This is a genomic window from Shewanella sp. SW32 (assembly GCF_025653365.1).
GTDB classification, from domain to species: domain Bacteria; phylum Pseudomonadota; class Gammaproteobacteria; order Enterobacterales; family Shewanellaceae; genus Shewanella; species Shewanella oncorhynchi.
On sequence record NZ_JAKKSJ010000008.1, the window covers coordinates 133,571 to 149,038 of the forward strand.

Sequence of the window (15,468 nt, forward strand, 5' to 3'; positions counted from 1 at the left end):
CCCTGTCTACAACGAAGGCAATAACCCGAAACATAACAAGTTATTGCCCACGATGACGGCTTACCTGTGGCTAATCTGTAGCGAATCAAGCTCATCAATGCGCTTATCGCCGCGATATAACCAGCGATACAAGGTCGGCAAGACGAGTAAGGTCAGCGCCGTCGAGCTAAACAAGCCACCGATAATCACCACTGCCAAGGGCTTTTGGATCTCACTGCCAACACCCGATGACAATAAAATCGGGATCAAACCTAAGGCCGAGGTCAGTGCCGTCATCAATACCGGGCGCAAACGCCCCACTGTGCCCTCATAAACACAATCATAGAGTGCTTCGCCGCTTTGCCTGCGCTGATTAATCGAATCCACCAGCACCACACCGTTGAGCACCGCTACCCCAAATAGAGTGATAAAGCCAATAGAGCTAGGCACAGATAAATAAGTACCACTGACATACAGGGCCACTATGCCGCCAATCAAAGCTAAGGGCACGTTCGCCATGATGAGCAACACTTGCTTGAATGAACCAAAGGAGAAGTACAACAACAAGGCAATCAAAGCGATAGAAATCGGTACCACTAGCATCAACCTTTGCTGCGCTCGCTGCTGATTTTCATACTGGCCGCCAATGATCACTGTATATCCCGCTGGCAAATCCGCCTTTGGCACTAGGGCATAAATATCTTTTACAACCGAGCCCATATCGCGTCCCGCCACGTTGGCCTGCACCACAACACGGCGCTGCACATCGTCACGGCGAATATTCGGCGGCGCCATTTCCACTTCGACGCTGGCGACTTCCCCTAAGCGCACTGTGGCGCCATTTGTACCACTGAGTAATAAGTCTTTAATCGCATCAGGGCTTTGGCGAAACTCGGCCGCGAGTCGCACATTGATGTCGTATCTGGCATTGCCATCGATCACTTGCCCTGCACTCGCGCCGCCAATGCCTTGGCTGACGAGGCTCATCACTTGATCGACACTGATGCCGTAACGCGCCAATAGCTCGCGTTTGGGGCGCACGACTAATTGTGCCTCACCGCTCACTTGCTCAAGCGACACATCCACGGCGCCGGGGATTTTCGCAACGAGATCGGTAAGTGCTTGGCCTTTCTGTGATAATACAGCTAAATCAGGGCCGAAGATTTTAATCGCTAGCTGGGCTTTTACCCCCGAAAGTAATTCATCTACCCGAGTCGCAATCGGCTGCGAAAAGGTCAACAAGAGTCCGGGGAACACACTGAGCTTTTCCTCCATCAAGCGTTGCAGTTCCAAGCGCGAGCTTGCCGACTGCCACTCTGCTATCGGTTTTAAGCCAATATAGACTTCAATATTACTCACAGGCTCGGGATCGCCGCCCAGTTCAGGCGCACCAATGCGGCTCAGGGCATATTCCACCTCGGGAAATGCTAGCAAAATAGCCTCAAGCTTAGGTGCGACTTGGAGCGAAGTGCCTAAACTCGCCGTCGGTGCCAGCGTCACCCTCAAGTTGATCGTGCCTTCCTCCAGTTCAGGCACAAATTCGGTACCCAGCCTTGGTAACAATAATAGACTCAAGCCGAACATCACCAAAGCGCTGAGCATCACCACCTTTGGCCTAGCAAGCGTTGCCGTCAGTAACTTGCGATAAGCAGCATCCAGTGGCGCTAAAATCACACTTTGTTTAAGCAGCACACCGCGCTTGAACAGATACACGGCAAGGGCTGGCACGGCAATCAGCGCCACCAGCAAGGCCGACATCATTGCCAAAATAATACTGACCGCCATCGGCTGGAACAGCTTGCCTTCAACCCCTTCGAGGGCAAATAACGGTGCAAATACGACGATAATAATGGCGGTGGCGAAGAAGATTGGACTACACACCTCTTTTGCCGCGAGCATGATCCGAATAACCATATTCGATTCGCTGACATCCCCACTGGCTTTAGCGCCATCCTCCTCACTGTGATAGGGATCGTCCTCACCATCGGCACGCGCCCTCGCCTCAGGTAAATGGCGGCGATCCGGTTGGGTTAAGTGTTTGAAAATATTCTCTACCATCACCACAGAGCCATCGACTAACATACCAATCGCAACTGCTAAGCCGCCGAGCGACATCAGGTTTGCCGACAAGCCATAATAGGACATCACCATAAGTGCGAGCCCGATAGACACAGGAATCGACAGCAGCACCAGCAAGGTCGCGCGGATATTGACGAGGAACAACGCCAAGATCACCACGATAAACACAAAGGCCATTAGCAGCGCATCGCGCACTGTGGTCACAGCCTTATCGACCAGATCCGCTTGGTCGTAAAACACCTCAAAGGACACGCCATCGGGCAAGGCCTGCTCGATAAGGCTCACCCGCGCACCAATATCGTCAATCGTCGCCTTAGTGTTTGCCCCCATGCGTTTGAGCACGACACCAGCCACCACTTCACCGAGATTTTGCACTTGGCCCGATTCATCGCGGCGCGTCATAGTCACAGCCCCGACACGGATCTCGCTGCCGAAATCCACCTGAGCGATATCGCCAATACGCACTGGCGTACCGCTGGCTTCGGTCAGAGGGATCTGCGTGATCGCCGCTAATCCCGCGTCTCCTGCGGGCAACATGCCATAGCCGCGCACCACAAGTTGCTCTTGGCCTTGGTCCATAAACCAACCGCCAGCGTTGCGGTTATTGCTCTCTAGCGCTTCGGTCACCTGCGCCATAGACAAGCCATAGGCACGCAGTTTATTCGGGTCGACCTGCACTTGGTATTGGCGCACATCGCCACCAAAAGACAAGACTTCAGTCACGCCGCCCACGGGCATCAATATCAACTTCACCAGATAATCATTTAAGCTACGCAATTCGGCGGCATTAATGCCAGAGTCAGGTTCTGCACGCAGAATATACTGATAAATCTGCCCTAATCCCGAAGTATTGGGGCCGATTTCAGGCACTCCGACGCCGCTTGGGATCATCTCCCGCGCCGCCTGCAACTGTTCAAACACTTGCTGACGGGCGAAGTAAATATCCGTCCCCTCGGCAAATACCACAGTCACAATCGACAAGCCAGTGCGCGATAACGAGCGCACCTCAGTCACCGCTGGCAAGGCGTACATGGCCGATTCCACCGGATAACTGATGAGTTTTTCCACCTCTTCAGCGGCTAAGCCTTCGGCCGCAGTATTGATGGTCACTTGCACGTTAGTCACATCAGGAAAGGCATCGAGATTCAACTTAGGCAGCATGGCCACACAGCCCACAATCACGGCGAGCAGAGCCAATACCACTAACAGCCGATTTTTAATCGCGGCTTCGATTAACTTTTGCAACATAGAAAATCTCCAAAATGAGGGCGCTCATATTAGTGGGCGTGAATATCAAAGCCCGCTTTCGCCTGCTCGGATGCCAAGAAGAACGCGCCAGCCACCACAACCTTGAGCTGTGCCTGTTGGGCTTTTTCAAGCTCAGGTCCACGCACTAGACTCAGGCCACGTTGACGCTGCACCACTTCTACCTCAATGGACTCGAAGCCATCCTCATCTTGAATAAAAATCTGCCAGTCGCCATCGCCGCCACGGGTCAGCGCCGCATCGGGCAGCACTATGCCACTGCCGTTTGGATCGGTAGTAGAGCCAGCAAAGTACAATTCAGCAAATTGCCCCGCATGCAACACATGATCAGGATTGGGCATACTCACCAGCACTTGCTCGGTGCGCGTTACGCTGTCGAGTTCATGGGAGCGACCGATTATCTTACCTGCCAACGTCTTATCCCCTACTTGCACTAAAGCTGAACTGCCAACCTGGATATGCGTAGTTTGAGTTGGGGTTAACTGCGCCTCGACCCATAAATAGGATTCATCGGTCAGTTGCATTAAGGGCGTGCCCGCGCTAAACACTTGACCTAGCATGGCGATATCCTGCTGCACTCGGCCGTCAATTGGCGCTAAGAGTTGATAACTGCCTATGGCTTCTGGCGTCGATTCCAGTGCACGAATTTGCGCAGGCGTCATCTTAATTGCCTCTAAAATCGCCCGTTTAAGTTCGGCATCCACCTGCGCCTGCATCCGCCGACTGACGCTAACCGCACCTTCACTCATGCGTTTGACTCGACTCCATTCGGCAGCGGCATTAATGTAGTCCGCCTGTGCCTGCGCAACGGCTGCGCCACCCAAGGTAAGTAAAGGCTCACCTTTTTTCACTTCTTGTCCCGGCACCACATGGCGCGCCAACACACGCACATCGAGCTGCGGCGCAAGGGTCGCGGTTCGATCGCGATCCACCACTAAGGTCGCCGTCGCCCTAATATCGAGATTCAAATTGGCTAGGTTCAAGCTATCGCTCGACAAAGGTAACAAGCTAATCCCCGCCAAGGCTTGCTGCGCTTCGGTCAATTTCAGCGCCTGTTCGCCGTGTTCATCCGCCGGCGCCGTTTGCGTTACCGAATCGCCGCTTGCCTTAGCGATGGGTGCGTGATCACCGCCAGCCAATACAGGCTGAGCGAGAAATGCCAGCGTGCTCAGCACGAATAATGCGAGCGCGATTTTTGATAGGTTAAACCGACGCTTTTCAGGCGTCGTTACAGCATCCAGTTGAAGGATATTTTCGTGGTGAGTATTTGAATTCATTATTGTGACCTCATGGGTTTACTGTGCGTGCGGTGGTATTAGATGTTATCGAAGGGACTGAGTTGAGCTTTTCGATAAAAGGCATAAGCTGGCCGCTTTCGCCCATCCAAGTTAACCAACTTTGATAGATAGCCGTTTCTAGGTTTAAGCCCACCAAATAACTGGCGGCTAACTGACGACGGCTCTGTAAGTACTCACTCGTACTCACATCCCCCGCCTGCCATTGTTGGCTTAAGGATTTAGCGGCTTTAGCACCTGACACTTGCACTAACTCACGCCAGTCTTGGTAACGTTCAAGTAAACGCGGTAACGCATAGAGGAATTGTTTCTGCTTAGCGGTAAGCACTCGCTCACGGGCAAGATAGCCTTGCTCCGCGATAGCGATGCCCTTATCGGCTACGGCTTGTAACTCACTGTAGTTATTGCGAACTTGTAGAGGAATCGACACGCCGACACCGAGCTTATTGTCCGTGCCCTCCTTTTCAGCGCCTAGGCTAATAGTCGGGTCAGCTGAAGCTTCCGCTTTGACTTGCATGACATTAACTCTGGCGAGCAGCACTTGCTGATAAGCACTCGCCAGGGCTGGCAAGGCTGATTTAGAAGTGCCCAACTCGGCCGCTGGCGCTTGCTTAGCCTGAGTCACAAAGAAATGGATCTCCTTGATAAATTCACTAAAAGCGAAATTATTATCCCCAAGTAATTCAATTACTTTGCCATCGGCCACTAAGGCCACCTGCTCGGCTAAGGCGTAGTCGGCAGTATTAGAGGCGACTTCGAGTTGTATCAATTGCAGCTCGACGTTGGATAAGTCCCCCGCCGCCAATCGCTGCTCAGCAATATTGAGCTGCGCCTTGGTGAACCTTAATTGCTGCTCGGCAAAGGTCAGCGCCTTACGGCTTTGCGCCTGTTCTGCCAAGGCCAGCAAGCGTTCGGCTAACATTTGGCTACGCTCTAACCCTATGTCCGCTAAAAGGATTTGCGCTTCAAGCTCGGCACGCTGCGTCGCCACGCCGCGCTTGTCGCCCCAATCGAGGGTTTGGCTCAGCCCTAAGCTATAAGCATCTGTATCAGCATTTTGATAATTAAGCCCAAGTTCTGGGTTATACACAGCGCGATCTGCCGCCTGAATGGCCAGTTTGGCCTGTTGCTGCCTTACAAGCTGTGCCTGAACTTCAGGTAACTGATTGAACTGTGTGAGTAACTCAGGCAACCATAGGCCAAAGTTGACATGTGCCGTGTCGGTTTCTTTGGCGGGTAAGCCCAGTGATTGCGCCTTAAATGCCTCAACTTCAGCGGCTTTGATTTCAGGGGCATTAGCTTCAGAGGCTTTGGTTTCAAGGACCTTGACTTCAAGGACATTGACTTCAAGAGAGTCATTTTCTGCCGCGAGGGCAAAGGCTACCAATCCGGCGGCCAATACTAATCCGCAGCTAAACAAGCCCGATCTAAACAGACAAACTAACGTACGGGCGAGAATCGTTTTTTTCATCGCAAATCCTAACAATATCGAATGTGGATCGGCTGACTTTTGCGCCCAAAGCGAAACGGCTAGATGTGAGCTTCATTTAAATAGCTCAATGCAAAGCAATCATATCGTTCTGGGCATGGCAAATAAGCGCCGATCGAATCATCCCGCCAAGCAATACAGTGCGCGGCTAAAAAGCCAATGACGGCTCCAACAGTTAACGCTGCGAGCATCAGTTCAAGCGTATCTTTTGGGGGATGAACATAACGGGCTTATCACGCGGCAAAATAGAATGAGATCCAATCAGATGAATCAATCGTCCTAGGCCGAGAAATAAGCCGAATATTAGAGAATTAAGCGATAGGAGGGCGGTATTTAGGTAAATTTTCAGGCGGAAAATAGGATACATCGGTAGGCAGATAGACGCTTTCTAACGCCTGTACAGGCTGACTCACTGCCTGAGATAACAACGCCACATGACCGCCATGGCATTGGCAGTCGAGGCATAGGTCAAAATCTTGTATTTCAGTGGTTTTCACTAAGTGGGAATGAAATCCGCTGCTTTGGTTTTCTCCCGTGTGATTACTGGTGACACCCGTGGAGTCCGCAAAGCCTAAGGCTTGCTCGCTTGGACAAACGCAATCGACACATTGGGCCAAAGTGGTCACTTGAGCGCTAAATTGCAGATGGGGATGATTCTCAGCTTCTTCCGCACCATTGCCCGCATGTAACTGATGCGCACCCATATTCGCGCCAGCAAATTGCAGCACGATAATGGCTATCAGTAGGGTCACCATTCGAGTAAAAAATGGCTTAGCGGTAGAATTCAAATATCACCTATAGCAAATAAAGGATAACGGAACATCTGACCCGTATGATAAACATAAGTTCACAGCTCGCAAGCAAAGTCTTTCAAGCTGTGATCTCTAAAGGCTAACGCTGACTTAAACACTCAGTGCTTATTTAAATGCACAGCACTTATTTAAATACACAGTGCTTAGCATAATCAGCGGCTTCGTTAGCAGTCCAATCGCCAGACGGCTTATTTTTCATCTGTTTACACCAAGCATCACTGCCCACTTCTGGCGCGCAGGCACTCAGTCCAGCGGTAAATGCCAACACTAACGCAATCGCACTGACCTTAGAAACTGTCAGTGAAGAAAAAGAGCGCGATTTCAATAATGACATACTTAATTCCTTGTAAATATGGCCTAAATTAGACCATTAAATATTCGAACGCTTAGTGATCCAAGCAATCGCTTTGGCTTTCTGTTCGAGTGGAAACCAAGCCACTTCGCCCTGCATAAAAGGCCCGAGTAAGCGCACCGCATTTCCCACCCAATCAGGGCCGCCCACAAACACTAAGGCTTCAAAATTCGGTAACTGGACTTCACCACTACCGGTCAGCGACTCAAATTCCCAGCCTTCGAGTAACACATCCGCCTCAATATACAGGCAAACTTGGCCCCAATCCTTACGATAACTCTTAATCGCTGGCTGTAAACGGGTCCGATAATCGGTGGAGGATAGTCGGCCACTGGCAAAAAGACTGATAACACCCTTAGCAATATCGGGGATTTGGCATAACATAGAGGCACTCCGAATCGAGAACACTTTTGCAGGCAATGGCTTTAGCCAATGCAGCGGCAAAGAATGCGCCCGATGATAACAAATCTATTGGAAAGCCATAAGTCATTATTGATGGCTTCTCAATCCATGCTGAAAAATGCCTAAGTTTGCCATGATAAAAATCTCAAACCGTGTGGAACTTCAGGAAAATGAAATCGAGTGGCAATTTATCCGTTCGAGTGGTGCAGGCGGCCAGCACTTAAATAAAGTGTCCACCGCTGCGCAGCTGATTTTCGATATTAAAAGCTCATCATTACCCGAGTTTTACCAAGAACGCTTGCTCAACAAGGCGGATCACCGCATCACTAAAAGCGGCAAAATCATTATCAAATGCCAAGCGAGTCGCAGCCAAGATGCCAACCGCCAAACGGCGTTGGAGCAATTTATCGCCTTGGTTGCCAGTGTCGGTGAAGTGCAGAAAAAACGCATCCCCACCCGCGCCACTAAAGGCAGCCAAACGCGGCGATTAGAGACCAAGAAACAAAAAGGTGCCACTAAGGCCATGCGTCAACAGAAGAGTGACTATTAACTTAGGTGACAGTTAACTTAGATGACAATTAACTCAACTGACAGCCAACTTAGGCAATTGCTAACTCAGTACCTGAGAAATAACCGCAATTGAACCCAGCCAACAATGGCACAAGATGCCAAAGGTATAATCGGCTCGCACATGATCAGCTCGCACACAATCGACTAACGGATAATGCAAAATCGATTTGAACAGGTTAAGTTAGTGGCCTATGTAGAAAACTGAAATAAATTTTTCCAACTTTAATCCCAGCATTAATCCCAAGGCATGTCGTAAAGGAAAGCGCAATGAGTCACAAAATTTTGCTCGTCAATGGCCCCAATCTCAACCTCTTAGGCCGCCGCGAGCCCAGCGTTTACGGTCATCAAACCTTAGCCGACATAGTGGCGGAGTTAAACCAGCAGGCAAAGTTGGCGGGAGTTAAGCTCGAGCATATTCAGTCCAACGCCGAATTTGAGTTAATCAATGCGATTCATGCGACCGATGCCCAGATGATTATTATCAATCCCGCCGCCTTTACCCATACTAGCGTCGCCCTGCGTGATGCCCTGCTTGGGGTGGCAATTCCGTTCTTTGAAGTGCATTTATCCAATGTGCACGCCCGTGAAGCCTTTCGCCACCATTCCTATTTTTCCGATAAGGCGATAGGTGTGATTTGCGGTTTCGGTTCACAGGGTTACGAGTTTGCGCTGGCGGCGGCCATTAAGCGGCTCAACCAGCCACAGTAAATTCTATTCAATAGCGTGCTTTGCAAGGGCAGATAAATGGCAATGGATCTTCGTAAAATTAAAAAACTCATTGAGTTAGTACAAGAATCTGACATAGCAGAACTGGCGATCACCGAAGGTGAAGAATCAATTCGTATCACCCGCTACAGCCCTATGCCAGCCAATATGCAATCACAGCAAGCGATCCCCAGAGCACCTGCTTTGCCTTTGAATTCACAGGCAAAGCAGACAAGCCATTCGCAAACAGGCATTACGCCAAGTACAGAAGGTTTTGTACAAGTCTCACCTATGGTCGGCACTTTTTACGCGGCGGCAGAACTCGATGATGTGCCGCTGGTTAAAGTCGGTCAACGAGTGAGCCAAGGTGAAGTGATCTGCATTATCGAAGCGATGAGAATGATGAATCCCATCCAAGCCGAGCGCGATGGCGTGGTCAGCGCTATTTGGGCCAAAGACGGCGATGAAGTGGCATTCGATCAGCCACTATTTACCTTAATCTAACCGCTCGCCTTCCCATGAATTGAAGCGCACTTAGATTTAAGATGCGGTTTTCAAACCAAGACAGCATTAACCGAGGTCACTATGATATTAATTACCGGCGCCAGCAGTGGTTTAGGCGCGGCGCTCGCATCGCTCTACGCCAAAGAGAATGAAGCACTGACACTCACAGGTCGCCATGCCGAGCGTCTGCAAACCGTCGCCAATGCATTAACGCCCTTCTCCAACAAAACTATCGCTGCTATTACCGCCGATCTCGCCAGTGAATCGAGTCTCGAAGCCCTGTTCGATGGCCTAACGCAAGCCCCTAAAACCGTGATCCATTGCGCGGGCAGCGGCTACTTTGGTGCGATTGAAACCCAAGGGGCCAGCGATATCCACAGCCTGCTCAATAACAATGTCACCTCGACGATTCTGTTGGTGCGGGAATTAGTCAAACGCTATAAAGATCAAGCAGTCACTGTGGTTGTGGTCATGTCCACCGCAGCACTGGCCGCCAAGGCGGGAGAATCCACTTACTGCGCGGCAAAATGGGCGGTGCGGGGATTTATCGAGTCGGTGCGATTAGAGCTTAAACAAAGCCCAATGAAGTTGATTGCCGTGTATCCCGGCGGCATGGACACAGGCTTTTGGCCCAGTAGCGGTAAGGCTTTAGATACCTCAAGCTTTATGTCCGCCGATGAAGCGGCTGGCATGCTCAAACAAGCCTTGGTTGCCACAGAGCATGGTTATATCGCCGATATCACCATACAAAGGGGCTAAATGTGTGGATTCGAGACGCAGAATATGACCACTGCGTCTCTTCCTTAGCACTCGCTAGTCGGCGCAGTTCGCTGTGTTTAGGGTAACGACGCGACGGCTTTCTCTGTGGGTCAGCCACCACATCAGCAGTCCTCCCAATGACAACAAAGATGCCGCATAACCTGTCGCGGCAATGCCTTGTCCAGACAGTATCACTAAACTGCCCACCCAAGGCCCAATTGCATTGGCAAGATTAAAGGCGCATTGCACTAAAGCGCCTGTCATGGCTTGCCCATCGGGTGCCACATCCATCAATCTGGCTTGCACAATAGTGGCGAGCCCTAACCCACAACCGACAAAAAATACCACGGGCATCAACGCCCAGTAATGTCCGGTCAAACTCGGGTAAATCGCTAATACCACAGTACTTAACACTAACGACCAAAACGCCGCCGCTAAGGCCGACTTATCCGCCGCCCAGCCACACACTAGCGTGCCCAATGTTGCGCCAATACCAAATACCGCCATCATGATCGGGATCTTAAACGGCTCGACTTGTGTCACTTGGATTAAGGTTTCAGCCAGATAGGTATACACGCAGAAGATACCGCCAAAGCCAATGGCCGCGATGCCGAGCGTCAGCCAGACCTCACGATTTTTAAGGGTTTGTAGCTCTTTTTTGGGACTCGCATCAGCGGGCACGGCTTGATTAGGTGCTAAAAAATACACCATTATCGCGGTAATGGTCGCCAGAATCGCCACTATGCCAATGCCCGAGCGCCAGCCCACAGTTTGCCCCATCCAAGTCGCAAACGGCACACCGATAATCGTCGCCAGCGTAAGGCCAATAATCACCCGCGATACGGCGCGGGCCTTCATTTCTGGTGGCACTAAAGAGGCAGCGAGCAACATAGCCACGCCGAAATAAGCGCCGTGGGGCAAGCCGCTGAGAAAACGAAAAAAGATTAGCCAATTCAATGATGGCGCTAACGCACTTAAGCCATTGGCCACCGCCATTAACCCAGCTAAGGCAATCAAGAGTGTTCGCCGTCTGACCCTAACGGCCAGCACCATGATAATCGGCGAACCGACCACAACCCCCAGCGCATAGGCACTGATGGCATAACTCACATGGGCAACCTCTACCCCTAAATCGCTCGCGATATAAGGCACTAAGGTCATGGAAGCAAATTCTGTGGTGCCTAAAGCGAATGTTCCGAGTGCTAAAGCAAGTAACACCCATAATGTACTGGCGCCCTTATGCTGGTTTTGGGTAGCCTGATTTCTAACAGTATTCAAACCTCTTCTCCGCTATGCTATAAAACGACAACTAGCTAATACCAATCGAATCAAATATCTGTTCATTCAGCGGGAGTTCAACGCGCTTTAGACAAGGCGAAGGCTTGAAGGCATAGTGGTGCTCTGTCGAAAGCCTTAAACGCAGTATAAAGCGCGTTGAAACCCGCCCTTCGGGAGCCACACAGGCATCCCACTCCCGTGTTGCATTGACTTAAAAGGGAATACCATTTCTGCGTCAATGCGCCTTGGATTGAGATGCCTGTGAGGCTCTGAACTGATTAGATATTTAATGTGATTGGTATAACTCACTAATAAAAGATGATAAATAAATTGGAGCCCACTAAGGGGCTCCAATTTCTCAGTCATTTACCTAATGTAAATCTATCTGACTAACTGTTCTTGATAGGTTTGACTGTTCCAGTCGTAGGCGTAAAGCGTGCCTTGCCACTCGTAAAGTGTACGACCATCCTGCTGCACAACCCTAGCATTGCTCGGCAAGCTAGACACACTGTGCGGTGCGCGTGGGCGCGGAGTTGCAGCTGTTTTGCCTGCGGCATTACTAGTTTGCGACACCAGTTGCCCAGTCGATTGTCCGGCCATATTTACAGGCATACTCGACACCATACGGCCTTCACTCGCAGAATACTGCATACTGGTTGTTACCCGTACAGGCGCAGAAATCGCCACAGGTTCATCGTCGTAGCGCATAGGAATTGACAGGCCTATGCCAGAATAGGGCGAGTTCCAGTAATTTCGAGCGTAGGCGTCACGCGACGTATTCCAACCCCAATCATTGTTCCAATGGGTGTTCACACCATAACCGACATTCCAACCCGATCCCCACCCCGTAGCGAGCCCTAAACCCAGTCCTAAACCCCAAGGGTAATAAGGTCGATAATAGGGACGATAATGGCGATTATCTTTGCGCACATGGCGGTTGTCGTAATAATTGTCATAACGATTGTTGTAATGACTGTCGCCACGACTGTGGCTATCACGATGACCGTGGCGTTCGTCTTGATCCGAATAGCCTCTATTTCCGGCCACCGCCACAGTCGGCACACTGAGCGCCCCCAAAAGTGAGATCCCCACGGCAAGCGATAAAACCAAGCACTTTAGCGACCGCTTATGCGCGCCATGTGATTGACTTTGAAAACACTTTTCTTGAGCAAACCATACAGGAATATTCATATAAACCTCGAAATAAAGGGCGTAAGCGAGATCTATCGCGACTTACTGGTAACCATTTTACGCTTCCTAAGCTTGAAGATCACTGAATTGGTTAACCCTAAAACAGAAAAATGCTATAGTGCGCGCCACACGGATTTTCACCGCAGAGGCTATTTCCACATGAGTTTTAAGGATTTACGCAGCTTTATTGATCACTTAGAAGCCAATGGCGAACTCAAACGCATTAGCTACCCAATTGATCCTCATTTAGAAATGACAGAGATCGCCGATCGCGTATTACGCGCTCAAGGCCCTGCGCTATTATTTGAAAATCCCAAAAATCATCACATGCCCGTGTTGGTAAACCTGTTCGGTACGCCAAAACGTGTGGCCATGGCACTCGGCAAAGACGACCCATTAGCCCTGCGCGAAGTGGGTGAACTGTTAGCCTTTTTAAAAGAACCCGAACCACCACGGGGTTTTAAAGACGCGATCGCTAAGATCCCTATGTTCAAGCAAGCCTTGAATATGCCGCCAAAAACAGTGCGTAATCCACCTTGCCAACAAATCATCAAAACCGGCGATGAGGTCGATTTAACTAAATTGCCTATTCAGCATTGCTGGCCTGGCGATGTCGCGCCACTGGTGACCTGGGGCTTAACCATCACCAAAGGCCCGCGCAAGAGTCGTCAGAATTTAGGCATTTATCGCCAACAATTACTGGGTAAAAACAAGCTGATCATGCGCTGGTTGTCCCACCGTGGCGGCGCGTTAGATTTTGCTGATTTTAAACAACAATTCCCCGGTGAGCGTTATCCGGTTGTGGTCGCACTCGGCGCCGATCCTGTGACCATTTTAGGTGCCGTCACCCCAGTCCCCGACTCCATGAGCGAATACGCTTTTGCCGGTTTACTGCGCGGTGAACGTACCGAAGTCTGTAAGGCATTAAGCTGCGACTTAGAAGTGCCGGCCACCAGTGAAATCATCCTCGAAGGCTATATCGACCCAGAGGAACTGGCGGAAGAAGGCCCCTACGGCGATCACACGGGTTACTACAACGAAACCGATAAGTTTCCAGTATTTACCGTTACCCACATCACTCAGCGTAAAGATGCCATCTACCACAGCACTTACACTGGCCGTCCACCGGATGAGCCCGCCATGCTGGGGGTTGCATTAAACGAAGTGTTTGTGCCGATTTTGCGTAAGCAATATCCTGAGATCGTTGATTTTTATCTGCCACCTGAGGGCTGTTCGTACCGCATGGCAGTGATCTCCATTCGCAAACAATATCCGGGACATGCCAAACGAGTGATGATGGGCGCTTGGTCTTTCCTGCGCCAATTTATGTACACTAAGTTTATTGTCATAGTGGATGAAGATGTGAACTGCCGTGACTGGCAGGATGTGATCTGGGCGATCACCACCCGTATGGACCCTAAACGCGATACTGTGATGATCGAAAACACCCCTATCGACTACCTCGATTTTGCTTCACCCGTTGCGGGCTTAGGCTCAAAAATGGGGCTCGATGCCACCAATAAGTGGGAAGGTGAAACTAACCGCGAATGGGGTACGCCAATCGTGATGGATCCAAAAGTAAAACAAAAGATCGACTCAATCTGGGATGAGTTAGGCATAGACGACAGCCCAACCCTATAATTCAGCTTAAGCCATTACTCAAGTATCGGCTTTAGCCAAGAGAATAGGCCAATAACAGGCCTCTAAAGCGACACCTAGACACATACTGTTGAAGAAAGGTGCAAAGGAAGTTTGATGAAAACCATACGTTGTAAGATAGAGAAAGTTAACCCATTTAACGATGCCGTATATCAAGTATTGTTAAGGCCTGAAACCGCCTTCGATTTCCAAGCGGGGCAATACTTATGTGTTGTCATGGGTGAAAAAGATAAACGCCCCTTCTCTATCGCATCAGCGCCAAACGCCGAGCTGATCGAATTACACATTGGCGCCGCTGTAAGTGAAAGCTACCCAATGCAAGTGGTCGAGCGCCTGAAAGCCTGCGCTATTGACGGCAGCACTATCGACATCGAAGCCCCAGGCGGCGAAGCCCACCTGCGTCACGAAAGCATTCGTCCTCGCCTGTTAATCGCCGGCGGCACAGGTTTCTCTTACATTAAAAGTATCATCGAGCACCAAATCGCCCTCGGCCAACAGGTTGAAACTATGCTGTATTGGGGTTGTCGCACCCAAGATGCCATGTATTTTGAAACCATCGCCCGCGAGTGGCACGACGCTCACCCTTGGTTACACTTCGTGCCAGTTATCGAAGAAGCTCCCTCTAATTGGCAAGGCAAAACCGCTAATCTGTTAGCGCAAATCAAACAAGATTTTGTCAGCTTAAATGGCTACGACATCTATATCGCCGGCCGTTTCGACATGGTGGGTGCAGCACGGGAAATCTTCCGCGAGATTGGTGTAGAAGAAGCACATCTCTACGGTGATGCGTTCGCGTTTATCAAATAACGCGATAATTTGTATGCTTGGCTGGCTAACCTTTGCCAGCATAGGCTTAAAATAATAAACCCCAGTTTTTACTCTGTCTCTTGATCACATCTTTTGCTCAAGAGACAAGGCTAGCTGGTAACCTTCAAGGATGGTTTGCAGTTTAAACCATCCTTGCCATAACCTTTCCCAGCCCACAATTCCGCTTCGTTTGCTGTCATTCCAGCCCGCGAGTTTTCCTAATCTTAGATAAGCCCAATGCACACTGGGGACTTGTTCGGGCGGTTGGCTTTTTTCCGTCTTTAGCCATAACAACTTCCAGGCCAATGGGCTTAACAGGCT

Annotated in this window: 14 protein-coding genes and 1 pseudogene; 6 read left to right on the plus strand and 9 right to left on the minus strand. The window is 50.3% G+C overall.

Annotated elements, in window-relative coordinates; genetic code table 11:
• Positions 1-60: 60 nt before the first annotated feature.
• From L5M28_RS06640 to L5M28_RS06665, 6 genes are all read right to left on the minus strand, one after another.
• Positions 61-3,306 (minus strand): efflux RND transporter permease subunit, encoded by a 3,246-nt coding sequence (locus L5M28_RS06640; protein WP_263202815.1) that lies wholly within the window; start codon positions 3,304-3,306, stop codon positions 61-63.
• Positions 3,307-3,335: 29 nt separating this feature from the next.
• Positions 3,336-4,601 (minus strand): efflux RND transporter periplasmic adaptor subunit, encoded by a 1,266-nt coding sequence (locus L5M28_RS06645; RefSeq protein WP_263202816.1) that lies wholly within the window; start codon positions 4,599-4,601, stop codon positions 3,336-3,338.
• A 10-nt stretch (positions 4,602-4,611) separates the two neighbouring features.
• Positions 4,612-6,090: a TolC family protein gene (locus tag L5M28_RS06650; RefSeq protein ID WP_263202817.1), complete on the minus strand. Its 1,479-nt coding sequence runs from the start codon at positions 6,088-6,090 to the stop codon at positions 4,612-4,614.
• 329 nt (positions 6,091-6,419) lie between these two features.
• Positions 6,420-6,863, minus strand: a complete 444-nt coding sequence (locus L5M28_RS06655; protein WP_131524257.1) for a hypothetical protein — start codon at positions 6,861-6,863, stop codon at positions 6,420-6,422.
• A 181-nt stretch (positions 6,864-7,044) separates the two neighbouring features.
• Positions 7,045-7,254, minus strand: coding sequence for a DUF3012 domain-containing protein (locus L5M28_RS06660; protein WP_113939200.1), 210 nt, complete (start codon positions 7,252-7,254; stop codon positions 7,045-7,047).
• Between the two features lie 36 nt (positions 7,255-7,290).
• The gene (locus L5M28_RS06665) at positions 7,291-7,656 is read right to left on the minus strand and encodes an STAS/SEC14 domain-containing protein (RefSeq protein WP_105250333.1); all 366 of its coding nucleotides are present in this window, start codon (positions 7,654-7,656) and stop codon (positions 7,291-7,293) included.
• A 136-nt stretch (positions 7,657-7,792) separates the two neighbouring features.
• Between L5M28_RS06665 and arfB the strand changes: the two genes are divergently transcribed.
• The 4 genes from arfB to L5M28_RS06685 all read left to right on the plus strand — a co-directional run bounded on the left by arfB (position 7,793) and on the right by L5M28_RS06685 (position 10,212).
• Positions 7,793-8,224 carry an alternative ribosome rescue aminoacyl-tRNA hydrolase ArfB gene (gene arfB / locus L5M28_RS06670; protein WP_011787977.1) on the plus strand — a complete coding sequence of 144 codons (432 nt, stop codon included), beginning with the start codon at positions 7,793-7,795 and terminating at the stop codon, positions 8,222-8,224.
• Between the two features lie 287 nt (positions 8,225-8,511).
• Entirely contained in the window at positions 8,512-8,952 is a 441-nt protein-coding gene (aroQ, locus tag L5M28_RS06675; RefSeq protein WP_263202819.1) for a type II 3-dehydroquinate dehydratase, read from the plus strand.
• Positions 8,953-8,988: 36 nt separating this feature from the next.
• Complete coding sequence (gene accB / locus L5M28_RS06680) at positions 8,989-9,453, plus strand: acetyl-CoA carboxylase biotin carboxyl carrier protein (RefSeq protein WP_263202820.1); 465 nt, start codon at positions 8,989-8,991, stop codon at positions 9,451-9,453.
• Positions 9,454-9,534: 81 nt separating this feature from the next.
• The gene (locus L5M28_RS06685; RefSeq protein ID WP_263180102.1) at positions 9,535-10,212 is read left to right on the plus strand and encodes an SDR family NAD(P)-dependent oxidoreductase; all 678 of its coding nucleotides are present in this window, start codon (positions 9,535-9,537) and stop codon (positions 10,210-10,212) included.
• Positions 10,213-10,266: 54 nt separating this feature from the next.
• On the opposite strand, the gene L5M28_RS06690 is transcribed toward L5M28_RS06685, so the two are convergent.
• Both L5M28_RS06690 and L5M28_RS06695 read right to left on the minus strand, forming a co-directional pair.
• Complete coding sequence (locus tag L5M28_RS06690) at positions 10,267-11,490, minus strand: MFS transporter (protein WP_219253171.1); 1,224 nt, start codon at positions 11,488-11,490, stop codon at positions 10,267-10,269.
• Between the two features lie 381 nt (positions 11,491-11,871).
• The gene (locus tag L5M28_RS06695) at positions 11,872-12,681 is read right to left on the minus strand and encodes a hypothetical protein (RefSeq protein WP_263202821.1); all 810 of its coding nucleotides are present in this window, start codon (positions 12,679-12,681) and stop codon (positions 11,872-11,874) included.
• A 159-nt stretch (positions 12,682-12,840) separates the two neighbouring features.
• Between L5M28_RS06695 and ubiD the strand changes: the two genes are divergently transcribed.
• Entirely contained in the window at positions 12,841-14,322 is a 1,482-nt protein-coding gene (ubiD, locus tag L5M28_RS06700; RefSeq protein WP_263202823.1) for a 4-hydroxy-3-polyprenylbenzoate decarboxylase, read from the plus strand.
• Positions 14,323-14,436: 114 nt separating this feature from the next.
• A complete protein-coding gene (gene fre, locus L5M28_RS06705) occupies positions 14,437-15,147 on the plus strand; it encodes an NAD(P)H-flavin reductase (RefSeq protein WP_263195906.1) in 711 nt (236 codons plus the stop codon).
• 84 nt (positions 15,148-15,231) lie between these two features.
• On the opposite strand, the pseudogene L5M28_RS06710 reads toward fre, so the two are convergent.
• Positions 15,232-15,468: pseudogene (locus tag L5M28_RS06710) on the minus strand (IS4 family transposase); the annotation flags it as partial.